A 22,663-nucleotide genomic window follows, 5' to 3' on the forward strand; every position below is an offset into this window, starting at 1 on the left:
CGTGCAGATCGTCGCACGGGCCGGGGACATCCGGGCCGGGGCTGTCAGGCCGCGATCAGCCGCGACGACAGCGCGCGGATCCTCTGGCAGAGCGTGTCGAAGGCGCTCTCGAAGGCGGCGGCCGTGCCGACCCTGGCAGGATCCCGCACCGACCAGTGCAGGTCGTCGCCCGTGAGCATCCGCTCGTGCGCGTCGTCGCACACCGTGATCACCAGGTCGTCGTCGGTGCGCACCTCGTCGACGTGGCGGGGTGGCCGGGCCGGGTCGATGATCAGCCCGTGGCGTTCGGCTGTCGCCAGCGCCTCGGGGTTCACCGCGGAGGCGGGCTGGGTGCCGGCGGAGGCCACGTCGATCGCGCTCATGTCGCGCCAGATGACCTCGGCGAGCTGCGATCGTGCCGAGTTCGCGGTGCACACGAACAGCACCCGGCGCGGGGGAGCGACGCTCGGCGGTGCGAGCGTGTCGAACACCTCGGGACGGAGCCCGATGTAGCTGCGCCGCCTGTCGAACTCGGAGCGCGTGCGCGTGATGATGCGCGCGGACTCGAGGACGCCGAGATGGTGGGCGATCAGGTTCGATCTCAGGTCGAGCGTCGTGCCGATCTCCGACGACGAGAGGTCGCCGAGGGTGAGCAGGTCGACGATGCGCAGGCGCGTCTGATCGGCGAGTGCGGCGAAGATCGCCACGCGGCGTTCGAGATCAGTCATCGTTCCCATCCATATCACGGGATGATGGACGTGTCCACGGGTATTGACTCAATCGGTGTTGACCATATTCTGGTCGTCGCGAGACCGCGGACGCGGTCTCGGAGAGGAATGGACATATGGGCATCGGCAGCGGCATCGCGCTCTTCGTCATCGGAGCGATCCTGGTCTTCGCACTCAACATCGACACCGGCGGCTACGTCGATCTCGATCTGATCGGCTACATCCTCATGGGCGCAGGAGTCGTCGTCTTCCTGATCAGCCTCATCCTCACGATGCGCAGCCGTCGCACCGAGACCGTCGACCGCACCGCCGTCGACCCGGCGACCGGCGACCGCGTGACCCGTCGCAGCATGCGCGACAACGAGCCCCTCGCCTGATGTCGGCGTGACCGAGGTGCAGCGCGGCACCGGCGCGATCGTCGTCGGTGTCGCAGCGACCCTCGCCTTCGTCGTGCTGCGGGCGGTGGTCGCCCTCGGCGGTCACGAGCCGCTCGCGATCGACGTCTGGTGGCACGACCTCATGGTCGCGCTGACCAGCGACATCTGGGTCGTCGTCGCCTGGGTCCCGGCGGTGGTCGGCGGCACCATCGGCATGATCGTCGTCGGAGCGCTGCTGATCGCCGCGCTCATCTGGCGCGGTCGACGGTGGGATGCCGCGACGCTGGCGATCGCGATGGTCGCCGTCGTGGCGATCGGCGCGACCATGGCGGCAGTGATCGGGCGCACGCGACCGGCGGACTCGCTCGCCGAGAGCGTCGCGACGTCCTTCCCATCCGGGCACACGGCTGTCGCCACGACCGTCGTGGTCGTCCTCGCACTCGTGCTGCGCCGTCGATGGGTCTGGGTCGTGGGCGTCGTGTGGGTGCTCCTCATGATGTGGAGCCGCACCTACCTGCATGCCCACTGGCTCAGCGACGTCGTCGCGGGAATGCTCGAGGGCGTCGCCGTCGCGACATTCGTCTGGGCCTGCATGGAGGCGATCCGTGCGCGGCGCCTCGCGTCTGCGACCCCCACTCCCGACACCTCCGAAGAACCGATCGAAAGCACCGTGAATCCATGAACACTCGCGACTCGGCCGCCTCCACCGCGAGAGCCGCCCAGGACTCGACCGCCTTCCGCGTCCTCGCCCGCGTCGGCTACGTCGTGCTCGGCATCCTGCACATCCTCATCGGGGGCATCGCGATCTCGATCGCGACCGGCGGTGGCGGCGAGAACGCCGATCAGGGCGGTGCCATGCAGCAGATCCAGGAGTCTCCCGCCGGCGTGTTCCTGCTGTGGCTGATCGTGCTCGGCCTGTTCGCTCTCGCGATCTGGCAGATCGCCGAGGCGGTCGTCGAGCGCGATCCCGACGCGAAGAAGAAGTGGGCGCACCGGGCGAAGTTCCTCGGCACGGCTGTCGCCTATCTCGCGATCGGCGCGACGGCTCTGGTCTATGCACTCGGGGGCCAGTCGCAGTCGTCCGAATCCTCCCAGTCGTTCAGCGCGAAGCTGCTCGCGGTGCCGGCCGGCGTCGTGCTCCTCGTGCTCGTCGGACTCGGAGTGGCGGCCGTCGGCGTCGCCTTCGTCGTCCGGGGCATCACTCGCGCGTTCATGGAGCATCTGTCCGTGCCGTCCGGAAAAGCGCGATCCGGCATCGCCGCCTTCGGAACGGCCGGCTATGTCGCCAAGGGCATCGCGGTCGGGGTCGCGGGTGTGCTGTTCGTCATCGCGGCGCTCACGCATGACCCCGAGACCGCCGGCGGCCTGGACTCGGCGCTGCGCGCTCTGGCCGGACTCCCGTTCGGCGCCGTCATCCTGTGGGTGGTCGGTGCCGGCCTCGCTCTGTACGGCCTGTTCTGCTTCGCCCGCGCCCGCTACGCCCGGATGTGAGCTGATCCCGCCGGTCAGGCTTCGCCCGCATATCGAACCGTGCGCCGCCGCGCAACCCTGCGCTGCGGATCGGCCGAGTCGGCCAGGATGGATCCATGAAGATCGTCTCGTACGCAGGCCAGCAGCTGGTGACCACGGATGACGTGGCGGACTCTCTCGTGACTCTCGCCGCAGCCGTCGCCAAAGAGGGGGAGGCCGACGCCGTCGAGATCCCCATCCTCGTCGGCGGGCGCGAGGACTGCGCCGACCTCGTGATCGGCGTGGGCAACGACCTGCTGGTCGGGCCGCACGAGTTCGATGACGACGAGCCCGACTTCAGCGAGCACGCGGCGAAGCTGCAGGCGCACCGCCTCTATCCCGATTCTCCGGACTCGGGAGAGCACGGCGGCCACAGCGACTGGTACGTCGATGTGGACCTCGACCTCGACGGTTCGGCCGCGGCGGCACGCTGACCGCGAGGTTCCTTCGCCGACGGCGGAGGGCACGAGACAGGCGCCCGCCGCCGTCGGAGGTTCTGATCAGTCGGTGGTGAGCAGCACCTTGGTGGCGCGGCGCTCGTCCATGGCCCTGTAGCCCTCGGCCGCCTGCTCGATCGGCAGCGTCAGATCGAAGACGGCCCCCGGATCGATCTGATCGGTCATGATGAGGTCGATCAGCTGGGGCAGGAAGCGGCGCACCGGCGCCGGCCCGCCCAGAAGGCTGACGGTCGAGAAGAACAGGTCCAGGCCGTCGAGCTCGACGCCGTGGCTCACGCCGACGTACCCCACGTGTCCACCCGGACGCGTGGCGTGGATCGCCTGCATCATCGACTCCTGGGTGCCGACCGCCTCGACGGTGGAGTGGGCGCCGTACCCTCCGGTGAGCTCCTTGATCTTCGCGACGCCTGCGTCGCCGCGCTCCTCGACGATGTCGGTGGCCCCGAACTTCGTCGCCAGAGCCTGACGGTCGGCGTGGCGGGACATCGCGATGACCCGCTCGGCTCCGAGCTGCCTCGCCGCGAGGATCGCGAGCAGGCCGACGGCTCCGTCGCCGACCACGGCGACGGTCTTGCCCGGCCCCGCCTCGGCGGCCACGGCGGCGAACCATCCGGTGCCCAAGACGTCGGATGCCGCGAGCAGGCTGCGCGTCTGCGCGGGGGTCGGATCGCCCTCGACGGCGACGAGAGTGCCGTCGGCGAGAGGGATGCGGGCGTAGTCGGACTGGGTGCCGACGCCGCCCATCATGACCTGGTGGATGCAGCGCGACTGGAATCCCGCCTGGCAGATCTCGCACGTGTTGTCGGACGCGACGAACGACCCCACCACGAAGTCGCCGACCGCGATGTCACGGACCTCGTCGCCGACCTCCTCGACGACGCCGATGTACTCGTGACCCATCGGTGTGGGGTGGTCCACCGGCTCGATGCCGCGGTAGGGCCAGAGGTCCGAGCCGCAGATGCAGGCGGCGGTGACGCGGATGACCGCATCCGTCGGCTCGACGACGGAAGCGCGGGGGACCTCCTCGACGCGGACGTCTCCGGGGGCGTGCATGACGACGGCGCGCATGGTGCGGGTGCTGACGGTGTCCGTGCTCATGATGTTCTCCTTCAGTGGGTGAGGGCGGCGGATGAGGTCGTGTGCGGCGAGTGCCGTGGCGTGCGCCCGCGTGCGGTGCCGATCAGCACCAGGGTGACGGCCGCGAGCACGGTCGCGGAGACGGTGACCACGCCGAGCGGCAGGATGCTCAAGGCACCGGCGACGCCGACGAGCGGGGCGGCGATGCCCCCGAAGCCGAACCGCACCATCCCGAGAAGCGACGAGGCGGTGCCGGCGATCTGCGGGTATCCGACGAGAGCGAGGGTGGTGGCCGGGGGAGACGAGATGGAGACGCCCGCGGCGAGGGCGAACAGCGACGCGAGCACGACCCACAGCGGCATCGTCGTGAGTCCGGCGGCGAGCAGGCCGAGAGCACCGGCGGTCGCGACCACGACACCGGCGGCGAGGACGGCGTGCACGTGCCCTCGTTCGGAGAATCGGCCGGCCAGGTGGCCGAAGACCATGAATCCCGCGGAGTTCGCGCCGAACGCGAGGGCGTAGCCGAGGGGCGACAGGCCGTAGATGTCCTGCAGCACGAACGTCGCGCCGGACAGGTAGGCGAAGAGCGCGGCGTACATCAGCCCCTGATTCAGGACGGCGCCGACGAAGACGCGGTCTCGCAGGAGCGTCCGATAGTCGCTCAGGGTGCGGGTCAGACCGCCGGTCGTCCGTGCCTCGATCGGCAGGGTCTCCCCGAACCGCGCGAGCGCGATGATCAGGATGGCGGCGCCGATGACGGCGAGGAAGACGAAGAGTCCCCGCCAGTCGATGATCGTGTTGAGGAGGCCCCCGAGCAGCGGGCCGACGATCGCCGCGAAGCCGCCGACGACGGTGAGCCGCGCGTAGAAGCGGATCAGCGTCCCGCCGGAGAAGACGTCACGCCCGGCCGCCTGTGCGATCACGATGCCGACGCCGCCGGCGAGTCCCTGCACGAATCGGGCGGCGATCAGCAGCTCGACCGTCGGACTGATCGCGCACAGCATCGACGTGACGATGTACGCCACGATGCCGATGAGCAGGACGCCGCGGCGGCCGTATCGATCCGACACCGGCCCGGCGATGAGCTGACCGGCCGCCAGACCGATGAGGCAGGCGGTCACGGTGAGCTGCGCGACCGACGTGGCGGCGCCCAGCGCTGCCGTGAGGGCCGGAAGAGCGGGCAGGTAGAGGTCCATCGAGATCGGCCCGAAGACGGTCAGCAGAAGCAGCAGGGCGGGGAGCACCCGGTCGACGGAGGGGCGGGCTGCGGATGTCATGCTCTCCACTCTGCGCCTGTCGGGTGCTCCGAGGGAGTCCCTGTCGAGGGGTGTACTGCGAGAACCTCCCTGCGAAGCACGGTCGGGGGTAGCGTCCTGAGCATGGACAACAGATCCGAGGTCCGCGAGTTCCTGATGACCCGCCGCGCGCGTGTCGCGCCCGAGTCGGTCGGCATCCCGGCCGGCGGGAACCGACGTGTCGCCGGCCTGCGGCGCAGTGAGGCCGCAGCGCTCGCCGGAGTCAGCGTCGAGTACTACGCGAAGCTCGAGCGCGGCGCGATCGCCGGCGCCTCCGCCGCGGTGCTCGACGCGCTCGCGTCAGCCCTTCGACTCGACGACGCCGAGCGCGCGCATCTGCTCGATCTCGCCCGCGCCGCCGACGGCATCCCGTCGAGCGGCCGCTCGCGTCGCCGGACGGCGAAGCCCGGGGCTGCACGACCCAGCCTGCAGTGGGCGCTGTCGTCGATCACCGATGCGATCGCGTTCGTCCGCGACCCCCACCAGAACCTGGTCGCCACGAACGATCTCGCCCGAGCCTTCTATTCGCCGGTGATCGGCGACGGCGGCCGCACCCCGAATCTCGCGCGCTTCCAGTTCCTCGACCCGGCAGCGCACGACTTCTATCCCGACTGGGATCTCTTCGCCGAGATGTGCGTCGCGATCATGCGAGCCGAAGCCGGGCGGGATCCGCACGACAAGGGTCTGCAGGATCTCGTCGGCGAGCTGTCGACGCGCAGCGAGACGTTCCGCCGGCTGTGGGCGGCGCACGATGTGCGCATCCACGGCGCGGGCACGAAGCGATTCCGGCATCCGCTCGTCGGCGAGCTGACCCTGGCGTACGAGGAGCTCGCGATCACCGCCGAGCCGGGCAACGTGCTGCTGATCTACTCGGCCGAGCCGGGCTCGCCCTCGGCCGAGCGTCTCGCGCTGCTCGCGTCGTGGTCTCTGGACCAGCGCGTCGTCGAGCCGACCAGGGACGAGAGCCGCGGCTAGCGTCCCACTCCATCGACAGATGGTTGCCTCCGGTCTACAGTTGCACTTTCGCAACCAATAGGCGTATAGTTGACTCTTATCAACTTTCTACACAGGAGCTCTCCACTGTGACACACATCTCACCCACCTCCTCAGGCGACGCGGTGCGCTCGCCTCGCGAGGTCTTCACCGCGATCTCGGGCCTCGTCGTCGGCATGTTCGTCGCCGTGCTCTCGGGCACCGTGGTGTCGACCTCCATGCCGGTCATCATCGCCGACCTCGGCGGCACCCAGTCGCAGTACACCTGGGTCATCACCGCCAGCCTCCTCGCGACCGCCGTCTCGACCCCCATCTGGGGCAAGCTCGCCGACCTCGTCGATCGCAAGATCCTCGTGCAGCTGTCGCTCATCATCTTCACGGTCGGCACCGTGATCGCCGGCTTCTCGACCGACACCAACATGCTCATCGCGGTCCGCGTGATCCAGGGCATCGGCGTCGGCGGACTGATGTCGCTCGTGATGATCGCGGTCGCCCTCATCATCTCGCCGCGCGAGCGCGGCAAGTACATGGGCGTGGTCGGCGGAATCATGGCCCTCGGCACCATCGGCGGCCCGCTGCTCGGCGGACTCCTCACCGACGTCTGGGGCTGGCGCTCCAACTTCTTCGTCGGCGTGCCCTTCGCCATCCTCGCCCTCGTGCTGCTGCAGTTCACCCTGCACCTGCCCAAGCCCCAGCGCGACCGCAAGGTGTCGATCGACTACTTCGGCATCGTGCTGCTCGCGGTCGGCGTCTCGACCCTGCTCATCTGGGTCTCGATGGGCGGCAGCCAGTTCGACTGGGACTCCTCGACCAGCATCATGCTCGCCGTCACCGCGGGTGTCGCGATCGCCGCGTTCATCACCGTCGAGTTCTTCGTCAAGGAACCGATCGTGCCGATGTCGCTGTTCCGCAACCGCACCTTCACGCTGTCGGTCATCGCGTCGATCGCCATCGGCGTCTCGATGTTCGCGACCTCGGTGTTCCTCGCCCAGTACTTCCAGCTCGCCCGCGGTGCCACACCGACCGAGTCCGGCCTCATGACGATCCCGATGATCGTCGGACAGATGGGTGCGTCGATCATCATCGGCCAGCTCGTCAGCCGCTTCGGCAAGTGGAAGGGATGGATGCTCACGGGCTCCGTGCTGACCACGATCGGCGTCAGCCTGATGGCGACCCTGCGCTACGACACCCCGTTCCCGCTGGTCGCGACCTACATGTTCGTGCTCGGCGCAGGTCTCGGCATGGTCATGCAGAACCTCACGCTCATCGTGCAGAACGACACCGCGCCGCAGCAGCTGGGCGCCGCCTCGTCGAACGTCAACTTCTTCCGCACGATCGCCGGCACCATCGGCGTGACGGTCATGGGCGCCTCGCTCTCGACCAGCGTCGGCAACTACATCTCCGACGCGCTCGAGGGATTCACTCCCACGACGCCCGATGAGATCGACGCGCTGAAGCACCTCGCCTCTGGCGATGTGCCCAAGGTCACGCAGCTGCCCGACACGATCCGCACGATCGTCGAGGGAGCCTACGGCCACGGCATCGCGGATGCGTTCATCATCGCCATCCCGCTCGCAGTGATCGCCATCATCGCGATCGCGTTCATCAAGAACAAGCCGCTGTCGACGAAGAACGCCGCCGAGCAGCTGCGCGAGCAGGCCGAGGAGTCCGTTCTCGAGGTCTCCGAGGCCGAGGTCGGCGCCACCATGTCGACCGGAGCCATCCGCATCTCGGGCACCGAGTCCGCCTCACCCTCGACCGGCTCGGTGACGACCGTGCTCGAGCGCGACGAGCGGGAGTCGGGGCGCTGACATGGTCACCTCCGAAGCGGCGGCGCCCGCCGACGTCGACACCGCCCTCGGCGACCTCCAGACGCATCTGAACCTCATCTTCGCGAGGACTCGGACGCTCTGGAGGGAGTCGGCGGCGCGCATCGACCCCGAGCTGCAGGTGGGCGGCTACAAGCTGCTGACCTTCATCGATCGGGCGGGCTCCGCCAGCGCTCACGAGCTCGCCGAGCGCTTCGAGATGGACAAGTCCGTCATCAGTCGCCAGGTGCGGATGCTCGAGGAGCTGGGCCTGATCGAGTCGAGGCCGGACGAGCGTGACGGCCGGCTGCGGGTCCTGACGGCGACGCCGTCGGCCTGCGCCGCCCTCACCGAGCTGCGCAGCGACCACGCCTCGCGCCTGCGCACGGTCGTGGCCGAGCTCACGCAGGACGAGATCCACGCGGCATCCAAGGTGTTCCGTCTGCTCTCAGAGGTCTGACCGAGAGCCCGGGCCGATCACGCGACGTGTCGGCCCGGGTTGTCGAGAGCGATATTCTGTGGTTCAGTCGAATGTCTTGACTTCGCGATTCGGCGTCCCAAGACCGTAAAGAACGGTACTTCGGATGAACTGGATCGCCTCCAACCTCGGATTGATCTTCGATCTGACGATCAATCACGTGCGTCTGGCGATCATTCCGATCATCCTCGGCTTCCTGATCGCGGTGCCGCTGGGCTGGGTGGCCAGCCGCAATCGCGTCGCCCGGACGTTCATCATCACGACGGGCAGCCTGCTCTACACGATCCCGTCCCTGCCGCTCTTCGTCATCCTGCCGGTCATCCTCGGCACCCGGATCCTCGATGACACGAACCTGGTCGTGGCGCTGACGATCTACGCGGTCGCGATCATGCTGCGCTCGGCGACCGACGCCTTCGGATCGGTCGATCGGTCGATCATCGAGTCGGCGAAGGCCATCGGCTTCTCGCGCAGCGGCCGGTTCTGGCGCGTCGAGTTCCCTCTCGCCGGCCCCGTGCTGATCGCCGGCCTCCGCGTGGTCTCCGTGTCGACCATCGCCCTCGTCTCGGTGGGCGTGATCATCGGCTCGGAGAACCTCGGCTACCTCTTCCAGAACGGCAAGCAGCGCGGCATCCTCGAGGAGGTCGTCGTCGGGATCGTCATGAGCCTGCTCATCGCTCTCGTCTTCGACCTGATCCTCGTGGCGATCGGGCGGGTCCTCATGCCCTGGAGCCGCGCCGCCGGCGTGCGCGGCAAGAGCGGCGAACCGACCGACCCCGACCCCGCGACCGACAGTGTCAGCACCCGTCGAGTGCTCGCGCCCCCGGGGGCCGGTGTCCGATGAACTTCTTCCTCGACGCCATCGCCTGGATCCTCGACCCCGCCAACTGGGTGCCGGGCTCGCAGAGCCCGCTGCCCATCGGCGACCGACTCGTCGAGCACCTCATCTACTCGGGCGTCTCGCTCGTCATCGCGATGCTGATCGCTCTGCCGCTCGGCTTCTACATCGGGCACACCGGGCACGGTCGCCAGTTCGTGATCGGCTTCACCGGTGCGATGCGCGCTCTCCCGACGCTCGGGCTCCTGTTCTTCCTCACGATGGTGCTGCGCTCCGGTCTCAGCACCACTCCGGCCGTGCTCGTCGGCTCCGTCGTCGCCTTCGTGCTGCTGGCGATCCCGTCACTGCTCGCCGGCGCCTACGCCGGGCTCGAGAGCGTCAGCCGCGAGTCGATCGATGCGGCGCGCGCGATCGGGATGACCGAGATGCAGATCCTCCGCAAGGTCGAGATCCCTCTCGGGCTGCCGGTGATCATCGGCGGGATCCGCTCGGCCACGCTGCAGGTCATCGCGACCGTGACGATCGCGTCGTACGTCGGACTCGGCGGCCTCGGGCGGATCATCTCGTCGGGCATCGGCCTCAACGACTACACCGTGATCCTCGGCGGGGCGCTCCTGGTGACCGTTCTCGCGCTGAGCGTCGACGGCGTCTTCGCGCTCCTCCAGCGCTTCACCCGTACTCGGGGGCAGACGAGCCGTCCCCTCCGCAGTGTGCAGCGAAACAGGTCGGAGGCCGCTGTGGCGCCGATCGTCGACGAAAGGACCCCGGCATGACCTCTCGAGCCCGTAAGACCTGGCTGACGGCCTGCCTGCTCGCCGTCAGCACCACCGTCGCGCTCGCCGGCTGCGCGACCGCCGACCCGACGTCCTCGGGCGGTGACGCCGCCGAGGGCGACGCGATCGTCGTGGGCTCCTTCGCCTTCCCCGAGAGCGAGATCCTCGGCGAGATCTACGCGCAGGCGCTCGAGGCCGAGGGCTTCGACGTCTCGACCAAGTTCAACATCGGTCCGCGCCAGCAGACGATCCCCGCGCTGCAGGACGGGTCCATCAACCTCATCCCGGAGTACAACGGCAACCTGCTGGCGTACTACGACACGGCGTACGAGGAGCGGACGACCGAGGACGTCGATGCGGCGCTGCCGGATGCGGTGGGCGCGGACGACCTGCAGGTGCTCGACTCGGCCGAGGCCGAGGACAAGGACGCCTACGTGGTGACGAAGAAGACCGCCGAGGACAACGACCTGACGGCCATCGGCGACCTGAAGGCTCTCGAGCCGTTCTCGCTGGCGTCGAACCCGCAGTTCGGCGAACTCGGCTACGGGATCCCGGGGCTGCGCGACGTCTACGGCGTGGGCGTCGAAGCGGGACAGGTCACGTTCGTCCCGTACGAGGACTTCGGCGGTCCCGACACGGTGCAGGCGCTCGTCGACGGCACGGTGCAGGTTGCCGACATCTACACGACGTCGCCGGCGATCAAGTCCGAGGACCTCGTCGTCCTCGAGGACCCGGAGAACATGATCTCGGCGCAGAACGTCATCCCGCTGCTCTCGAAGGACATCTACACCGACAAGCTCGCCGAGGTGCTCAATGCGATCTCCGCGAAGCTCACCACCGACGACCTGATCGATCTGCGCGAACGGGTCGAGGGCGACGAGAAGGCGTCGGCTGCGACCGCGGCGGAAGAATGGCTCACCACCGCAGGTCTGCTCGACAAGTGATCGTGCGGACGGATCACGAGTCGGTGATCTGATCGAAGCCCCGCCGGCACAGTGCCGGCGGGGCTTCATCGTAAGCTGGCGAGCATGAGTGCCTCGTCCGACGAAGTCGCCCCGAAAGACGGCGCCGCAACCCCTGACCTCGATCAGGCGATCTCGAGGGTCGAGCACGAGCTGGGCAGGCTCTTCGCCCGCATCCGGGTGAGCTGGCGCGAAGCCGCGACCACCGTGCATCCCGACCTGCAGCCTCTCGGATACCAGGTGCTCACGTCGATCGCCACCGGAAAGGCGACCTCGGCCGGCGCCATCATCGAGCGGCTGCAGACCGACAAATCGGCCGTCAGTCGGCACGTGCGCCAGCTCGAGCAGCTCGGTCTCGTCGAGAGCGTCCCCGACCCGGACGATCGCCGCGCGCGGGTGCTCGTCGCCACGGAGCTGGCGCAGGAGCGGGTGGCCCTCGCCCGCGCTCGGTACGAAGAGCGCCTCGGCGAGAGGCTGCGCCGCTGGACGGCCGAGGATCTCGACCACTTCGCGGAGCTGCTCGCCGCCTTCGGCGACTGAGCCGAAGGCGGCGGACCGTTCGCCACGGGGGCTGGACGCAGACGCGAGCCCGGACGAGACTGATCTCACGACTACGGGAATGAGGAACAGTCATGGCATACAGGGTCGGATACTTCGTCGGAAGCCTCTCGTCCACCTCGATCAACCGCATCCTCGCGACGGCGCTGATCAGGCTGGCGCCGGATGATCTCGAGTTCTTCGAGATCCCGATCCGAGACCTCCCTCTCTACAGCCAGGACTATGACGCCGACTACCCCGCGGTGGCCGTCGATCTGAAGGAGTCCATCGCCTCGGCGGATGCCGTGCTCTTCGTGACGCCCGAGTACAACCGCTCGATCCCCGGCGGCCTCAAGAACGCGATCGACTGGGCGTCGCGGCCGTGGGGGCAGAACTCCTTCGACCACATCCCCGCCGCGGTGATCGGCGCCTCGGTGGGCGCGATCGGCACGGCGGTCGCCCAGCAGAGCCTGCGCGGGGTGCTGAGCTTCTGCAACGCCCGTCAGATGACGGCGCCCGAGGCCTACATCCAGTTCTCGCCCGACACCTTCGCCGATGACGGGACGGTCCACAACGAGGGCACCGCGACCTTCCTCCGCGACTACCTGGTCGAGTTCCGAGACCACATCGAACGCGTGCTCACGGTGCTGCCGCGCGACACCGACGTGTGAACCCGGGGGCGCGAGCCGCGTAGCCTGAACCACATGACGCTCACGAAAGCCCGCACCGCCGCAGAGGTCGTCGACTGGCGACGCCGTGTCTTCGCCCTCTACGACGCCGTGCGTCGGGCGGACTCCGCCGAAGACGCGCACGAGCTCTGGCGCATCGAGCGCGACGACCTGCTGCTGCACCATGCGGCGACCCCGCTGATGGCCGACGATCGACCGCTGTTCGAAGGGCTCCCGATCGCGTCGTACGATCCGCAGTGGCGCTTCGAGCTGCCGATCCTCGAGGCCGAGCCCGGGGGCTTCGAGTTCGCGACCGGCACCGACGGCGTGGTTCCCTTCGAGCGCATCGGCAGGGTCGAGGTCCCCGACACCGGGTCGCTCGACGTGTGGCGTCTGACGACCTACGGCGGCGGGATCTTCATCCCCGTGCGCGACGCTCTCGCCGGTCGTCCGGGAGGAACCTACGGAGGCGGCCGCTATCTGATCGACACGATCAAGGGCGCCGACCTCGGGTCGGATGCCGAGCGCGGCACGATCGTGCTCGACTTCAACTTCGCCTACAACCCCTCGTGCGCCTACGACCCGGCGTGGGCCTGCCCGCTCGCCCAGCCGGGCAATGTGCTCGAGGTCGCGGTGCCCGTGGGGGAGATGTACGGCCGCGTCGCCGACTGAGCATCCGGTCTGCACATCTCCGCAGGGGAATACTCGGCACCCCAGGGCGCTTGTCCCTGAGCGTGACCCTCTTCGAATCGGCCGTCTTCGGCGCCCTCCCGCTGTCCAACCGCGTCGTCATGGCGCCGCTCACCCGCACCCGTGCGGACGACGACGGTGTGCCCACCGAGACGATGGTGGAGTACTACCGCCAGCGCGCGGGCCAGGGTCTCATCATCTCCGAGGGCACGTGGCCGGCTGCCGAGGGCAAGTCGTACTCCGGGCAGCCCGGCATCGTCACTCCCGCGCAGATCGACGGATGGCGGCGGATCGCCGACGCCGTGCACGAGGCCGGCGGCACGATCGTCATGCAGCTGATGCACGGCGGCCGCGTCTCGCACCCCGAGATCTCCGGTGAGCCGCGTGTCGTGGGCCCGAGCGCGCTCGCCGCCCCCGGCCAGACGCACACCCCGGTCGGCAAGGTCGACATGCCGGTCGCTCACGCTCTCACGCTCGACGAGATCCCGATGGTCGTCGAGCAGTTCGTGCAGGCCGCACGCAACGCGATCGCCGCGGGCTTCGACGGCGTCGAGGTGCACGGCGCGAACGGCTACCTCGTGCAGGAGTTCCTCTCGCCGGTGTCGAACATCCGTGACGATCAGTACGGCGGATCGCCCGAGAACCGCGCGCGGTTCGCGATCGAGGTCACGTCGGCGGTAGCTGAGGCGGTCGGGGCCGACCGCACCGGCATCCGTCTGTCGCCGCAGCACAACATCCAGGGCGTCCTCGAGGAGGACGACGCCGACGCACTCGCCACCTACCTCGCCGTCGCCGAGGGCCTCGCACCGCTCGGCCTCGCATTCATCGACGTGCTGAGTGCCGTGCCGACCAGCGAGCTCGTGCAGCGCATCCGCCGCACGGCCGGTGCCCCGCTGATCGTCAACTCCGGATTCGCCGCGCAGACCACCCGCGACGAGGCCGAGATGCTCGTCTCGGAGGGGTGGGCCGACGCCGTGGCAGCGGGCCGTCCGGTGATCGCGAACCCCGACCTCGTCGAGCGCTGGCGTCAGGACGCCGAGCTCAACGAGCCGCGCCCTGCGCTGTTCTACGGACGCACGGCTGAGGGATACACGGACTACCCGTCGCTCGAGAGCGTGCGCGCCGACGCCTGACGCGCGCGGCTGCGCGAACTACCCCTGTCGGCGCGGAATATCGGGGCGTACTGTGACCGCATGGTCACCGACGATCCCACTGTCACCAACCCCGATCACTACCGCACGCTCTGGGAGAACGATCTCGTGCGCGTGCTCGAGTACACGGATGAGCCGGGCGACCGCACGACTCCTCACGATCATCCGAACAGCGTGATGGTGACCCTCAGCGATTTCTCGCGCCGTCTGTCAGCGGGGGAGCGCACCTTCGACACGTCGTTGACCGCGGGTCAGGCCGTCTGGCTGCCGGCCCAACGCCACTGGGGAGAGAACACGGGCGCGACGTCGACGCACACCATCCTCGTCGAGTTGAAGGGCGACGCCGCGGGGGAGCCCGGCGGCGGCGCGCTCGGACCCCAGGTCTGAGTCGCTCGCGTCGTTCGGCTCAGCGCCGGACGACGCGCGCCCGGTTCTTCGCGACGCTGCTGAGGGTGGCGCGCACGGGCGTTCCCAGATACAGGCCGAGCGATGCGCCCGAAGCCAGTGCGATTCCGATCACCGCGGCATCGACCAGAGAGCCGCCGATGCCGACGACCCCGGATGCCGACCCTGCCGCGTGAATCATCTCGAGCAGGCCCTGGAACACCGCGACACCGGGCACGAGCGGCACGATCGCGGCCGTGGTGACCGCGACCGACGGGACGTGCAGCTTCACCGCGATCAGCATCCCGATGAAGCTCGCGAGCAGGGCGCCGATCGCGCTCGCCGCAGCCGGATGCAGGTTCAGACCGACCATCGTCGAATAGCCGGCGATGGTGACGGCGCTGAGCAGCGCGCTGACGAGGATGATCCGAAGACCCGCGCCATTGAAGACGGCGACGGCGATCGCGATGATGATCGCCCCCGCGAACTGGTTCAGGAGCGGACCGAACGGGGCCGGGTCATCGGGCAGACCCATCGTGAAGCCGAGCACGCTGCCGAGTTCGAGGCCGACGAGGATGCCGATCACGACTCCGAGCGTCTGCATCGTCAGATCGAGGATGCGTCCGCCTGCGGTGAGCGCGAATCCGTCGATCGCATCCTGCGCGGCCCCCACCACGGTGAGTCCGGCGAGCATGAGCACGATTCCCGACGCGACGATGATCGATGGTCGGATGCCGACGAAGGGCTCGATACCGGCGGCCCCGAGGGCCGAGACGGCGACCGCGACGACCGTGGTGACGAACCCTCCGGCGATCTGACTGAAGAACAGCGGAACGCGCACGCGCGCGAGGCCGGCCTGGGTCAACGCCGCGCAGAGCGCCGCGATGAACGTGAGACCGACGATGAGCGGCGAGGCCCCGAGCATGATGCTCACTCCGACGGCGAGCAGCGCTCGTGCCACGATGACCACCGGCTGCTGGTAGCCGAAGGGCACGCGCCGCAGGGCACGGAACGTCGAGCGGGCCGATTCGAGATCCAGTCCGTCGTCGATGTCGGCGACCAGGGCCTGCACTCTCTGCAGCTTGGCGTGGTCGGGTGCGGCGACGCGCACGACCCGCACGAGCGTCTCGGGCCAGACCTCACCGCTCAGGTGGAACGAGACCGTGATCGAGTTGTAGGTGACATCGACCTGCACGTCCCGCATGCCGTACGCGGCGCAGATGCGGGTGATGGCGAGCGTGACCTCGTGCGCCGAGGCGCCGACCCCGAACATCGATTCGCCGATGCGGGTCGCGAGGTCGAGCACACGCGGCACGGTGCGTTCGTCGATGATCGGCATCGCCTCGGTGTGGGCGACGGATGAGGGATCGGTGTGCAGGATCCTGCGCACGGAGGCGAGCAGTCGCCGCTGGGGATTCGGGGACACGATCCCATTCTTCCTCCTCGCGACCGGTGCATCCGACGCCGCGAGGACTGGGGAGGAGAAGATCCGTCAGGCCTGCGCCGGAACCTCGACGCGCTCGACCGGCGGCGCCGTGCCTTCGGCCGGCTCGCTCACCAGGCGCAGACCGCCGGGGGCGTTCGCCGTGAATGCCAGCGCTTCGATCCACGCGCGGTTGATCTGCGGCTGACGGCTCCCGCTGTACTTGAAGACGAGGGAGCTGCCGGCGTGCACCCAGACAGTCGTCCGACCGCCGCCGACAGCCATGTCCTCGCGCCAGGAGAACGAGAAGGGCTCGCCTCTCCTGAGCTTCGCCGTCATCACGAGCTGCAGGTGCGTGAGCGCCCTGTCCTCGATGTCCGATTTGACGGTGCCCTCGTAGATGAACTTGCCCATGATGATCTCCCCAGTACGCCACAGTGCCCGCGAGACGAGGCGTATCGAATGATCACCGATGGTGGATCCAGTTTCCCATATTCCGATGTGCACCGCGCCTGTCGAACGTTCAGGAACCGCCTGTCAACCCTCTGTCACTTCGCGCGCCGTCGATGGAGGGTGGCCGTTCGACACGTAACGAGGAGGATGACGATGAAGGCACTCACCTGGCAGGGAACGCGCAACGTGGCGGTCGAGGAGGTACCGGATCCGACCATCGAGCACGCGACCGATGCGATCGTCCGGATCACCTCCTCGGCGATCTGCGGTTCCGACCTGCACCTCTACGAACTGCTCGGACCGTTCCTCGACAAGGGCGACATCCTCGGCCACGAGCCGATGGGGGTCGTGGTGGAGGTGGGCAGCGGTGTGCGCGACCTCGCGGTCGGCGATCGCATCGTCATCCCCTTCAACATCTCGTGCGGGCACTGCTTCTTCTGCCTGCGCGGCCTGCAGTCGCAGTGCGAGACGACGCAGGTGAAGGAGTACGGCAGCGGCGCCGCGCTGTTCGGCTACACCAAGCTCTACGGCCAGGTGCCGGGCGGGCAGGCCGAATACCTGCGCGTCCCGCTCGCCGATTACAACCACATCAAGATCGCGTCCGATCTCCCCGATGAGCGGTACCTGTACCTCAGCGACATCCTGCCGACGGCCTGGCAGGGTGTGGAGTACGCGAACGTGCCGGAGGGCGGGACGCTCGCGGTGATGGGGCTCGGCCCCGTCGGGCAGTTCGCAGCCCGCATCGGAGCGCACCGCGGATACCGGGTGCTGGCCGTGGACCCGGTCGCGGAACGCCGGGAGATGGCGGCACGCCACGGAGTCGAGGTCTTCGACCTCACGGATGACGTCGTGGCCGAGTTGCGGGACCTCACCGACGGACGCGGCGCGGATTCCGTGGTCGACGCCGTGGGCATGGAGGCGCACGGCAACGCCGGCGTCGCCCTCGTGCAGAAGGCCGTCGGACTGCTGCCGGATCCGGCCGCCCGCGCCGTGTTCGACAAGGCCGGGATCGACCGACTCGCCGCCGTGTACGCATCGATCGACGTCGTGCGCCGGGGCGGCATGGTGTCGCTCAGCGGCGTCTACGCGGGCGATGCCGACATCCTGCCGATGAAGACCCTGTTCGACAAGCAGATCGGCATCCGTATGGGCCAGTGCAACGTGAAGCGCTGGACCGACGATCTGATGCCGCTCGTCGAAGACCTCTCCGACCCCCTCGGCGTGATGGATCTGATGACGCACGATGCCCCGCTCGAGGATGCGCCGGAGCTCTATCGCACCTTCCAGCGCAAGGAGGACGGCTGCATCAAGGTCGTGCTGCGACCGTCTGCCGCCTGACTCTGCTCGACGCGACCGCGGATGAAGAACAGGCAGATCACGCCGACGACGATCACCACGATGTTGCCGAGGTTCGCGATCGAGCCGAACGCGCTCTCCGCCGGGTACGCCGTGTGCAGGAAGATGCTCGGGTCGGTGCTGGCGTGCAGCAGGATCGGCGCGACGATGGTCCCGGTCACGCGCATCGCGAGGTACATGCAGATGCCGAACGCGAAGGTGTAGGCCAGCTGGATGAGGGTCGCGAACAGGGACTGGCCGGTGAGCAGATTGCCGGCGTGGAACAGGGCGAACAGGGCCGAGGAGATCACCGCGACGACGAGCTCACGCTGACCCGCCTTGCGCAGCAGGTTCACCACGAGGCCGCGCGTCAGCACCTCCTCGGCGAAGCCAATGAACAGTCCGGCGAGGAGCCAGGTCGCGACGACCTCGAATCCGGCCGCTCCGTAGTCGATGGCGAACAGGTGGAGCACGTTGAAGAGGAGCACGACGGCGATCGCGATCCACATCCATCCGCGTCCGCGGATCGGCTGCGGACGGAAGATCTCACCCAGCCAGCCGACGGATGCCGCGAAGCCGATGAGCAGCAGGCAGCCGACGAGAACCGGGATCGCGTAGAACACGAGGATCCCCGCCGCGCTCTGCGGATCCTCGATCTGAGCCGCGAACGGGGTCAACAGCAGCGACAGCCCGTTGTAGAGCACGAAGTAGACGACCACGAGGATGACGGCCCGCCACCAGCCGCCCTGTTCCCAGAAGCGTCGCCAGGCGGACTGCGTCACATCGGTCATCGTGCGTCCCTCCGCATCCGCGGAGGTCGCGGCTCACGACCCAATATATGGGCAGGAGCGGGTCAGGACGCGCGCCCCTCCGCGAGGTAGGCGAGGCGGTGCAGGGTCTCGGAATTGCGCCAGCGCAGCAGGGGAGCGGTCACCAGTCCGGGCAGCAGCGTGGCGGGGCCGTTCACGGGTTCCTCGTCGATGCGCACCATCGTGCCGCCGTCATACGAGCGCACCCGCAGAGTGACGCGGGCCTCGCCGATCGGCCAACCCTTCGCGCGCATGACCATGCGGTTCGGGGGCGACCATTCCTCCACCACGGTCGTGTCGTCGAGCAGAGCGGGCCAGACGCCGACCGAGTGATGCAGCTCAGCGCCCGGCTGCGGCCACGACTCATCGACGTCGCGCATGCGCGAGGCGCCCACCACCCACGCCGGGTACAGCCATCCGTTGCCCAGCACCCGGAAGACATCGTCGGGCTGACAGTCCATCGTGCGCACGTTCTTCGCCATGTCGGCACTCCTCTCGCGTCGTGAAAATGATCGCGTGGCTTCCGATTCGCAGACAGGGGGTTGACGACCGCGCGTGGGGGAGTGCGGGTCGCGCGGCACGAGTGAGGCACTAGCACAGAGGCTTCGCTCGCGCCTCCCCCTGGTTCGGCGACCACGTCTCTGCGAACGTCGCAGCATGGCACTCATCGACATCCCCGCGCGTGCGGCGCGAAAGCTCGGCGCACTGGCACAGGACGACGCTCCCACCCTGCTGACCCGCGGCTACGGGTTCGGGGCACGGATCTGGCGACGGGTGCCGCCGGGTGCGAGATCGGCGCCGATGCGCCTGCTCGGCAGTGACGCGGTCTTCGTCAGGGGAGTGGAGGGGGTCGAGCTCTTCTACGACGAGACCCGCATCGCGCGCTCCGGAGCCATGCCCGCGATCGTGCAGGAGAGCCTGTTCGGGCACGGCTCCGTGCACAGCCTCGACGGCACAGCCCACCGGCACCGCAAAGCCGCCTTCGTCGGCGCCCTCTATGAGGACGAGCAGGTCGCACGACTCACGCCCTGGCTCGAGCGCGAATGGCAGAGCGAGCGCTGGGCGTGGCTCGACGGCGGCACCCGCAGCGCCTACGACGCGGCCGTCGGCGCGCTGGGCCGGGCGATCATGGGCTGGGCGGGTGTGCCGGGCACGCCGGCGGCCCAGACCCGATGGGCGGCGCGGCTCGCCCAGATCGTCGACGGCTTCGGCTCGCCGTACTCGCCGGTGTACATCGCCGCCCTGGCGAACCGGTGGTGGTCGGACCGTCATTCCGCTCGGCTCATCGAGGCGGTGCGGCACGGCTCGCTGCGCGCCGAATCGGGCACGGCGCTCGACGTGTGGGCGCATCACCGCGACGAGGACGGCGAGCTGCTCCCGGCGCGCGTCGCCGGTGTCGAGCTGCAGAACAGCATCCGTCCGATGATCGCAGTCGCCCGGTTCGTGGCCTTCGCCGCGAAGGAGCTGCACGAGCGTCCCGACTGGCGCGAGCGCATCGCGGCCGAGGCCGTCGAGCGCGGGTCGGTCGTCGGCGGACCGCTGTCGATCATGTTCGCGCAGGAGATCCGTCGCACCTCGCCCTTCGTGCCGATGCTTCCCGGCTGGGCCACTGCGGACATCGAGATCGACGGTCAGACGGTGGATGCCGGAGGACGCGTCGTCCTCGACCTGCAGGGCACCAACACGGACGACCGCTTCTGGGCGCGCCCCCAGCGTTTCGACCCCGAGCGCTTCCGCGACATCGAGGACTACGAAGCGCTCGCCGCATTCGTTCCTCATGGTGGCGCCGACGTCCCGACGGGTCACCGCTGCCCGGGCGAGAAGCTCGCGATCGCAGGGCTGGCCGCGGCGATCACGGTGCTCAGCGACCCCGACCTGCGGATCCTCGACGAAGGGCTCGACGTCGACCGGCGTCGGCTGCCCACCAAGCCGCGGTCCGGCGGTGCGGTGCGCTCGGCGGCATCCGTATCGGCGTCGTCATCGGCATCCGCGTCCCGTGGGTGCCCCTTCCACTGAGTGGGTGAACGCGTTCTGTCAAGGGGCGCGCATCGGCTGCTCCGCCCCGGCATGCTGACCGGACTGCCCACACCGACGAAGGGAGCACCATGTCAGACATCGAATCCACCCCCGACGACGGGCGATCCGAGGCGGACGAGACGCCGATGATCCCCGACGAGCTCGCGCCGCGTCAGCAGTCCGAGGACCCGGTCCCGAACGATCCGGACGCCGCGGGCTCGGAGGACGGCGACGACGAGGACGACCTCTGACGCCTGCCGAGAGCGGCCGGTCGCCCCGAGCGATCGGCTACGGCGCCCGCCGCACGGACTCCCCCTAACTGGTGCGGTGGGCGTCCTGCCGTCCGGGGTCTCGCTCCGAGCACGGTCAGTCGCGGCCCGAGGTGTCGACGCCCTGGGGGAGCTCCTCCACCGGGACGACGACGACATCCTGCACCTTCCAGTCGAGGTCGGTGATGCGCGTCGCGAGGTCGGTGACGTCGCCCATCGACACCTTTCCGCGATGCGGGACGACGAACGCCTCGATGTGGAAGACCTGCCCCTGATCCCGCATCCGCACTCCCGCCTCCGTGACCCAGGGGCGGGAGCGCATGGTCGAGATCACGTCACCGGCGAGCGGATGCGGGTGCTTGCTGTCGTACGTCCTGGCGCGCTGGTCCATGAGATCGATCACGGCGGTCTTGGTGTTGCGCCAGCCGTCCCACACGATCCCGAGCGAGATCACGAGAGCCGCAGCGCCGTCGAGCCACCACACGCCGGCACCCACACCGAGCACGCCGACGATCGAGGCGACCGTGGTCTGCCAGTCGGCCTTGGCCATGTCGGCGTCGGCGAAGAGCAGCTTGTTGTGAAGCACGGGCGCGAGCTTCGCCTTCGCCGGTCCGTAGAAGAACACCGGGCCGACGATGACCACGGCCATCACGGCGACCATCAGCCAGCCGAGCCAGATCGTCTGCCCGAACAGCTGCACCGTGCCGATGGTCGGGTGCTCGCGGGCGATGAGCCCGGTCACCGCTTCGACCGCCAGATTGAGTCCGACCGCCAGCAGGGCGACGCCCGCCACGAGGTGTCCGATTCCCATCACGCGGTGCAGGCCGTAGGGATGCTTGACCGAGGGGCGCTTGCGGATGAAGATCAGCGCGACGAGGAAGGCGATCTGCGGGATCAGCGACAGCATGTCCTCGATCCACGCGGTGCGCATCGCCTGCGAGTTGCCGACGACCAGGGCGATCACCGCGATCGTCACTGACGTGTAGGCGATGGTGAACCATTCCCACCCGATCGCTCGGCGGAGCGCTGCGCGCTGCTCGTCTGGCAGCTCGGTGCGGCCGATCCGCTGCACGGTCATCGCGACCCCACCGCCTCGTCGAGGTGACGTTCGAGAGCGCTGAGGAACGCGTTCTCGCCGAGTGGCACGAGCATCACGATCTCGCGACCGTCGGCTCCGTCGATCTCGGGATAGCCGCGGGTGACCCCGGCCTTGTCGATCCAGGGGGTGTCAGAGGTGAAGCCGCCCGCCACGAGGTCGAGGTCGCCGCGCTCGAGCATCCCGACCAGCGTCTCCTCCGACCCGTAGGTCCAGTCGATGTCGGCGTCGATGCTGTCGGCGAAGCCTGTCACGAGGTCGGCGATGCTTCCTGTGGGGGTGTCCCGATCAGTGTCGACCAGCCCGGGATCGGCCGAGACGCCGACCCTCAGGTCAGCGCCGGTCGCCGACGCGAGAGTGCCGTCCGGGTCGGCCGGGATGGTCAGGCCGCAGCCCGAGAGTGCGGCGGCGAGCAGCAGCGCCACTGCGGCCGAGACCGCGCGGCGGGGAGTCCACGTCGATGCGTTCACGACGCCATGGTGCCCCCCGCAGGGCGGCGGTGAGAACCGGGTTGACGCCCGATGTGGCGCGAAGTATGCCGCTGGCGTGAGCCGGGGTCG

General features: G+C 68.9%; 27 protein-coding genes. 18 read left to right on the plus strand and 9 right to left on the minus strand.

Annotated features, from left to right (window positions below; genetic code table 11):
- Nucleotides 1-44: 44 nt before the first annotated feature.
- The gene (locus BEP68_RS12970; RefSeq protein ID WP_315985312.1) at nt 45-707 is read right to left on the minus strand and encodes an ArsR family transcriptional regulator; all 663 of its coding nucleotides are present in this window, start codon (nt 705-707) and stop codon (nt 45-47) included.
- 116 nt (nt 708-823) lie between these two features.
- On the opposite strand from BEP68_RS12970, the gene BEP68_RS12975 reads away from it, so the two are divergent.
- From BEP68_RS12975 to BEP68_RS12990, 4 genes are all read left to right on the plus strand, one after another.
- Nucleotides 824-1,084 (plus strand): DUF6458 family protein, encoded by a 261-nt coding sequence (locus BEP68_RS12975; RefSeq protein ID WP_053097641.1) that lies wholly within the window; start codon nt 824-826, stop codon nt 1,082-1,084.
- Nucleotides 1,085-1,091: 7 nt separating this feature from the next.
- Entirely contained in the window at nt 1,092-1,766 is a 675-nt protein-coding gene (locus BEP68_RS18390; protein ID WP_187250245.1) for a phosphatase PAP2 family protein, read from the plus strand.
- Nucleotides 1,763-2,575: a DUF1206 domain-containing protein gene (locus BEP68_RS12985; RefSeq protein WP_187250246.1), complete on the plus strand. Its 813-nt coding sequence runs from the start codon at nt 1,763-1,765 to the stop codon at nt 2,573-2,575. Before BEP68_RS18390 ends, BEP68_RS12985 begins: the two co-directional genes overlap by 4 nt.
- Nucleotides 2,576-2,670: 95 nt before the next feature.
- Nucleotides 2,671-3,027, plus strand: coding sequence for a hypothetical protein (locus BEP68_RS12990; RefSeq protein WP_053097638.1), 357 nt, complete (start codon nt 2,671-2,673; stop codon nt 3,025-3,027).
- 66 nt (nt 3,028-3,093) lie between these two features.
- Here BEP68_RS12990 and BEP68_RS12995 read toward each other — a convergent pair whose 3' ends face one another.
- Nucleotides 3,094-4,119: a zinc-dependent alcohol dehydrogenase family protein gene (locus BEP68_RS12995; RefSeq protein WP_056280243.1), complete on the minus strand. Its 1,026-nt coding sequence runs from the start codon at nt 4,117-4,119 to the stop codon at nt 3,094-3,096.
- Between the two features lie 41 nt (nt 4,120-4,160).
- Nucleotides 4,161-5,405, minus strand: a complete 1,245-nt coding sequence (locus BEP68_RS13000) for a multidrug effflux MFS transporter (protein WP_072591763.1) — start codon at nt 5,403-5,405, stop codon at nt 4,161-4,163.
- Between the two features lie 102 nt (nt 5,406-5,507).
- Here BEP68_RS13000 and BEP68_RS13005 point away from each other — a divergent pair, with 102 nt between their 5' ends.
- From BEP68_RS13005 to BEP68_RS13055, 11 genes are all read left to right on the plus strand, one after another.
- Complete coding sequence (locus tag BEP68_RS13005; protein ID WP_187250247.1) at nt 5,508-6,398, plus strand: helix-turn-helix transcriptional regulator; 891 nt, start codon at nt 5,508-5,510, stop codon at nt 6,396-6,398.
- Between the two features lie 107 nt (nt 6,399-6,505).
- On the plus strand, nt 6,506-8,227 hold the full coding sequence (locus BEP68_RS13010) for an MDR family MFS transporter (protein WP_082297877.1): 1,722 nt from the start codon (nt 6,506-6,508) through the stop codon (nt 8,225-8,227).
- A gap of 1 nt (nt 8,228) precedes the next feature.
- Nucleotides 8,229-8,684: a MarR family winged helix-turn-helix transcriptional regulator gene (locus BEP68_RS13015; RefSeq protein ID WP_187250248.1), complete on the plus strand. Its 456-nt coding sequence runs from the start codon at nt 8,229-8,231 to the stop codon at nt 8,682-8,684.
- Between the two features lie 124 nt (nt 8,685-8,808).
- Nucleotides 8,809-9,543, plus strand: coding sequence for an ABC transporter permease (locus tag BEP68_RS13020; protein WP_187250249.1), 735 nt, complete (start codon nt 8,809-8,811; stop codon nt 9,541-9,543).
- A complete protein-coding gene (locus BEP68_RS13025) occupies nt 9,540-10,310 on the plus strand; it encodes an ABC transporter permease (protein ID WP_187250250.1) in 771 nt (256 codons plus the stop codon). The genes BEP68_RS13020 and BEP68_RS13025 overlap by 4 nt, the downstream gene beginning before the upstream one ends.
- Nucleotides 10,307-11,254: an ABC transporter substrate-binding protein gene (locus BEP68_RS13030; RefSeq protein WP_053097631.1), complete on the plus strand. Its 948-nt coding sequence runs from the start codon at nt 10,307-10,309 to the stop codon at nt 11,252-11,254. The genes BEP68_RS13025 and BEP68_RS13030 overlap by 4 nt, the downstream gene beginning before the upstream one ends.
- 84 nt (nt 11,255-11,338) lie before the next feature.
- Nucleotides 11,339-11,812 carry a MarR family winged helix-turn-helix transcriptional regulator gene (locus BEP68_RS13035; protein WP_053097630.1) on the plus strand — a complete coding sequence of 158 codons (474 nt, stop codon included), beginning with the start codon at nt 11,339-11,341 and terminating at the stop codon, nt 11,810-11,812.
- A 92-nt stretch (nt 11,813-11,904) separates the two neighbouring features.
- Nucleotides 11,905-12,480: an NADPH-dependent FMN reductase gene (locus BEP68_RS13040; protein WP_053097629.1), complete on the plus strand. Its 576-nt coding sequence runs from the start codon at nt 11,905-11,907 to the stop codon at nt 12,478-12,480.
- Nucleotides 12,481-12,513: 33 nt separating this feature from the next.
- Nucleotides 12,514-13,149 (plus strand): DUF1684 domain-containing protein, encoded by a 636-nt coding sequence (locus BEP68_RS13045; RefSeq protein ID WP_056279558.1) that lies wholly within the window; start codon nt 12,514-12,516, stop codon nt 13,147-13,149.
- Nucleotides 13,150-13,211: 62 nt separating this feature from the next.
- A complete protein-coding gene (locus tag BEP68_RS13050; RefSeq protein ID WP_187250251.1) occupies nt 13,212-14,300 on the plus strand; it encodes an alkene reductase in 1,089 nt (362 codons plus the stop codon).
- Between the two features lie 60 nt (nt 14,301-14,360).
- Entirely contained in the window at nt 14,361-14,705 is a 345-nt protein-coding gene (locus tag BEP68_RS13055; RefSeq protein ID WP_053097626.1) for a cupin domain-containing protein, read from the plus strand.
- Between the two features lie 19 nt (nt 14,706-14,724).
- Here the strand turns inward: BEP68_RS13055 and BEP68_RS13060 are convergent, their stop codons facing one another.
- Both BEP68_RS13060 and BEP68_RS13065 read right to left on the minus strand, forming a co-directional pair.
- On the minus strand, nt 14,725-16,128 hold the full coding sequence (locus BEP68_RS13060) for a threonine/serine exporter ThrE family protein (RefSeq protein WP_053097625.1): 1,404 nt from the start codon (nt 16,126-16,128) through the stop codon (nt 14,725-14,727).
- A 66-nt stretch (nt 16,129-16,194) separates the two neighbouring features.
- On the minus strand, nt 16,195-16,539 hold the full coding sequence (locus BEP68_RS13065; protein ID WP_053097624.1) for a hypothetical protein: 345 nt from the start codon (nt 16,537-16,539) through the stop codon (nt 16,195-16,197).
- Nucleotides 16,540-16,731: 192 nt separating this feature from the next.
- Here BEP68_RS13065 and BEP68_RS13070 point away from each other — a divergent pair, with 192 nt between their 5' ends.
- Entirely contained in the window at nt 16,732-17,916 is a 1,185-nt protein-coding gene (locus BEP68_RS13070) for an alcohol dehydrogenase catalytic domain-containing protein (protein ID WP_056280245.1), read from the plus strand.
- Here the strand turns inward: BEP68_RS13070 and BEP68_RS13075 are convergent.
- A complete protein-coding gene (locus BEP68_RS13075) occupies nt 17,850-18,704 on the minus strand; it encodes a CPBP family intramembrane glutamic endopeptidase (protein ID WP_187250252.1) in 855 nt (284 codons plus the stop codon). The genes BEP68_RS13070 and BEP68_RS13075 overlap by 67 nt on opposite strands.
- Nucleotides 18,705-18,766: 62 nt before the next feature.
- Nucleotides 18,767-19,204 (minus strand): SRPBCC family protein, encoded by a 438-nt coding sequence (locus BEP68_RS13080; RefSeq protein WP_072591755.1) that lies wholly within the window; start codon nt 19,202-19,204, stop codon nt 18,767-18,769.
- 175 nt (nt 19,205-19,379) lie between these two features.
- On the opposite strand from BEP68_RS13080, the gene BEP68_RS13085 reads away from it, so the two are divergent.
- Nucleotides 19,380-20,738, plus strand: coding sequence for a cytochrome P450 (locus BEP68_RS13085; protein ID WP_187250253.1), 1,359 nt, complete (start codon nt 19,380-19,382; stop codon nt 20,736-20,738).
- A gap of 89 nt (nt 20,739-20,827) precedes the next feature.
- Nucleotides 20,828-20,989, plus strand: coding sequence for a hypothetical protein (locus BEP68_RS13090; protein ID WP_171821937.1), 162 nt, complete (start codon nt 20,828-20,830; stop codon nt 20,987-20,989).
- A gap of 115 nt (nt 20,990-21,104) precedes the next feature.
- Here the strand turns inward: BEP68_RS13090 and BEP68_RS13095 are convergent, their stop codons facing one another.
- Nucleotides 21,105-22,085, minus strand: a complete 981-nt coding sequence (locus BEP68_RS13095; RefSeq protein ID WP_072591753.1) for a cation transporter — start codon at nt 22,083-22,085, stop codon at nt 21,105-21,107.
- Nucleotides 22,082-22,573: a hypothetical protein gene (locus BEP68_RS13100; RefSeq protein WP_315985313.1), complete on the minus strand. Its 492-nt coding sequence runs from the start codon at nt 22,571-22,573 to the stop codon at nt 22,082-22,084. The genes BEP68_RS13095 and BEP68_RS13100 overlap by 4 nt, the downstream gene beginning before the upstream one ends.
- Nucleotides 22,574-22,663: the final 90 nt, after the last annotated feature.

Origin of the sequence: Microbacterium sp. 4-7 (assembly GCF_014332665.1) — a bacterium.
GTDB lineage: Bacteria > Actinomycetota > Actinomycetes > Actinomycetales > Microbacteriaceae > Microbacterium.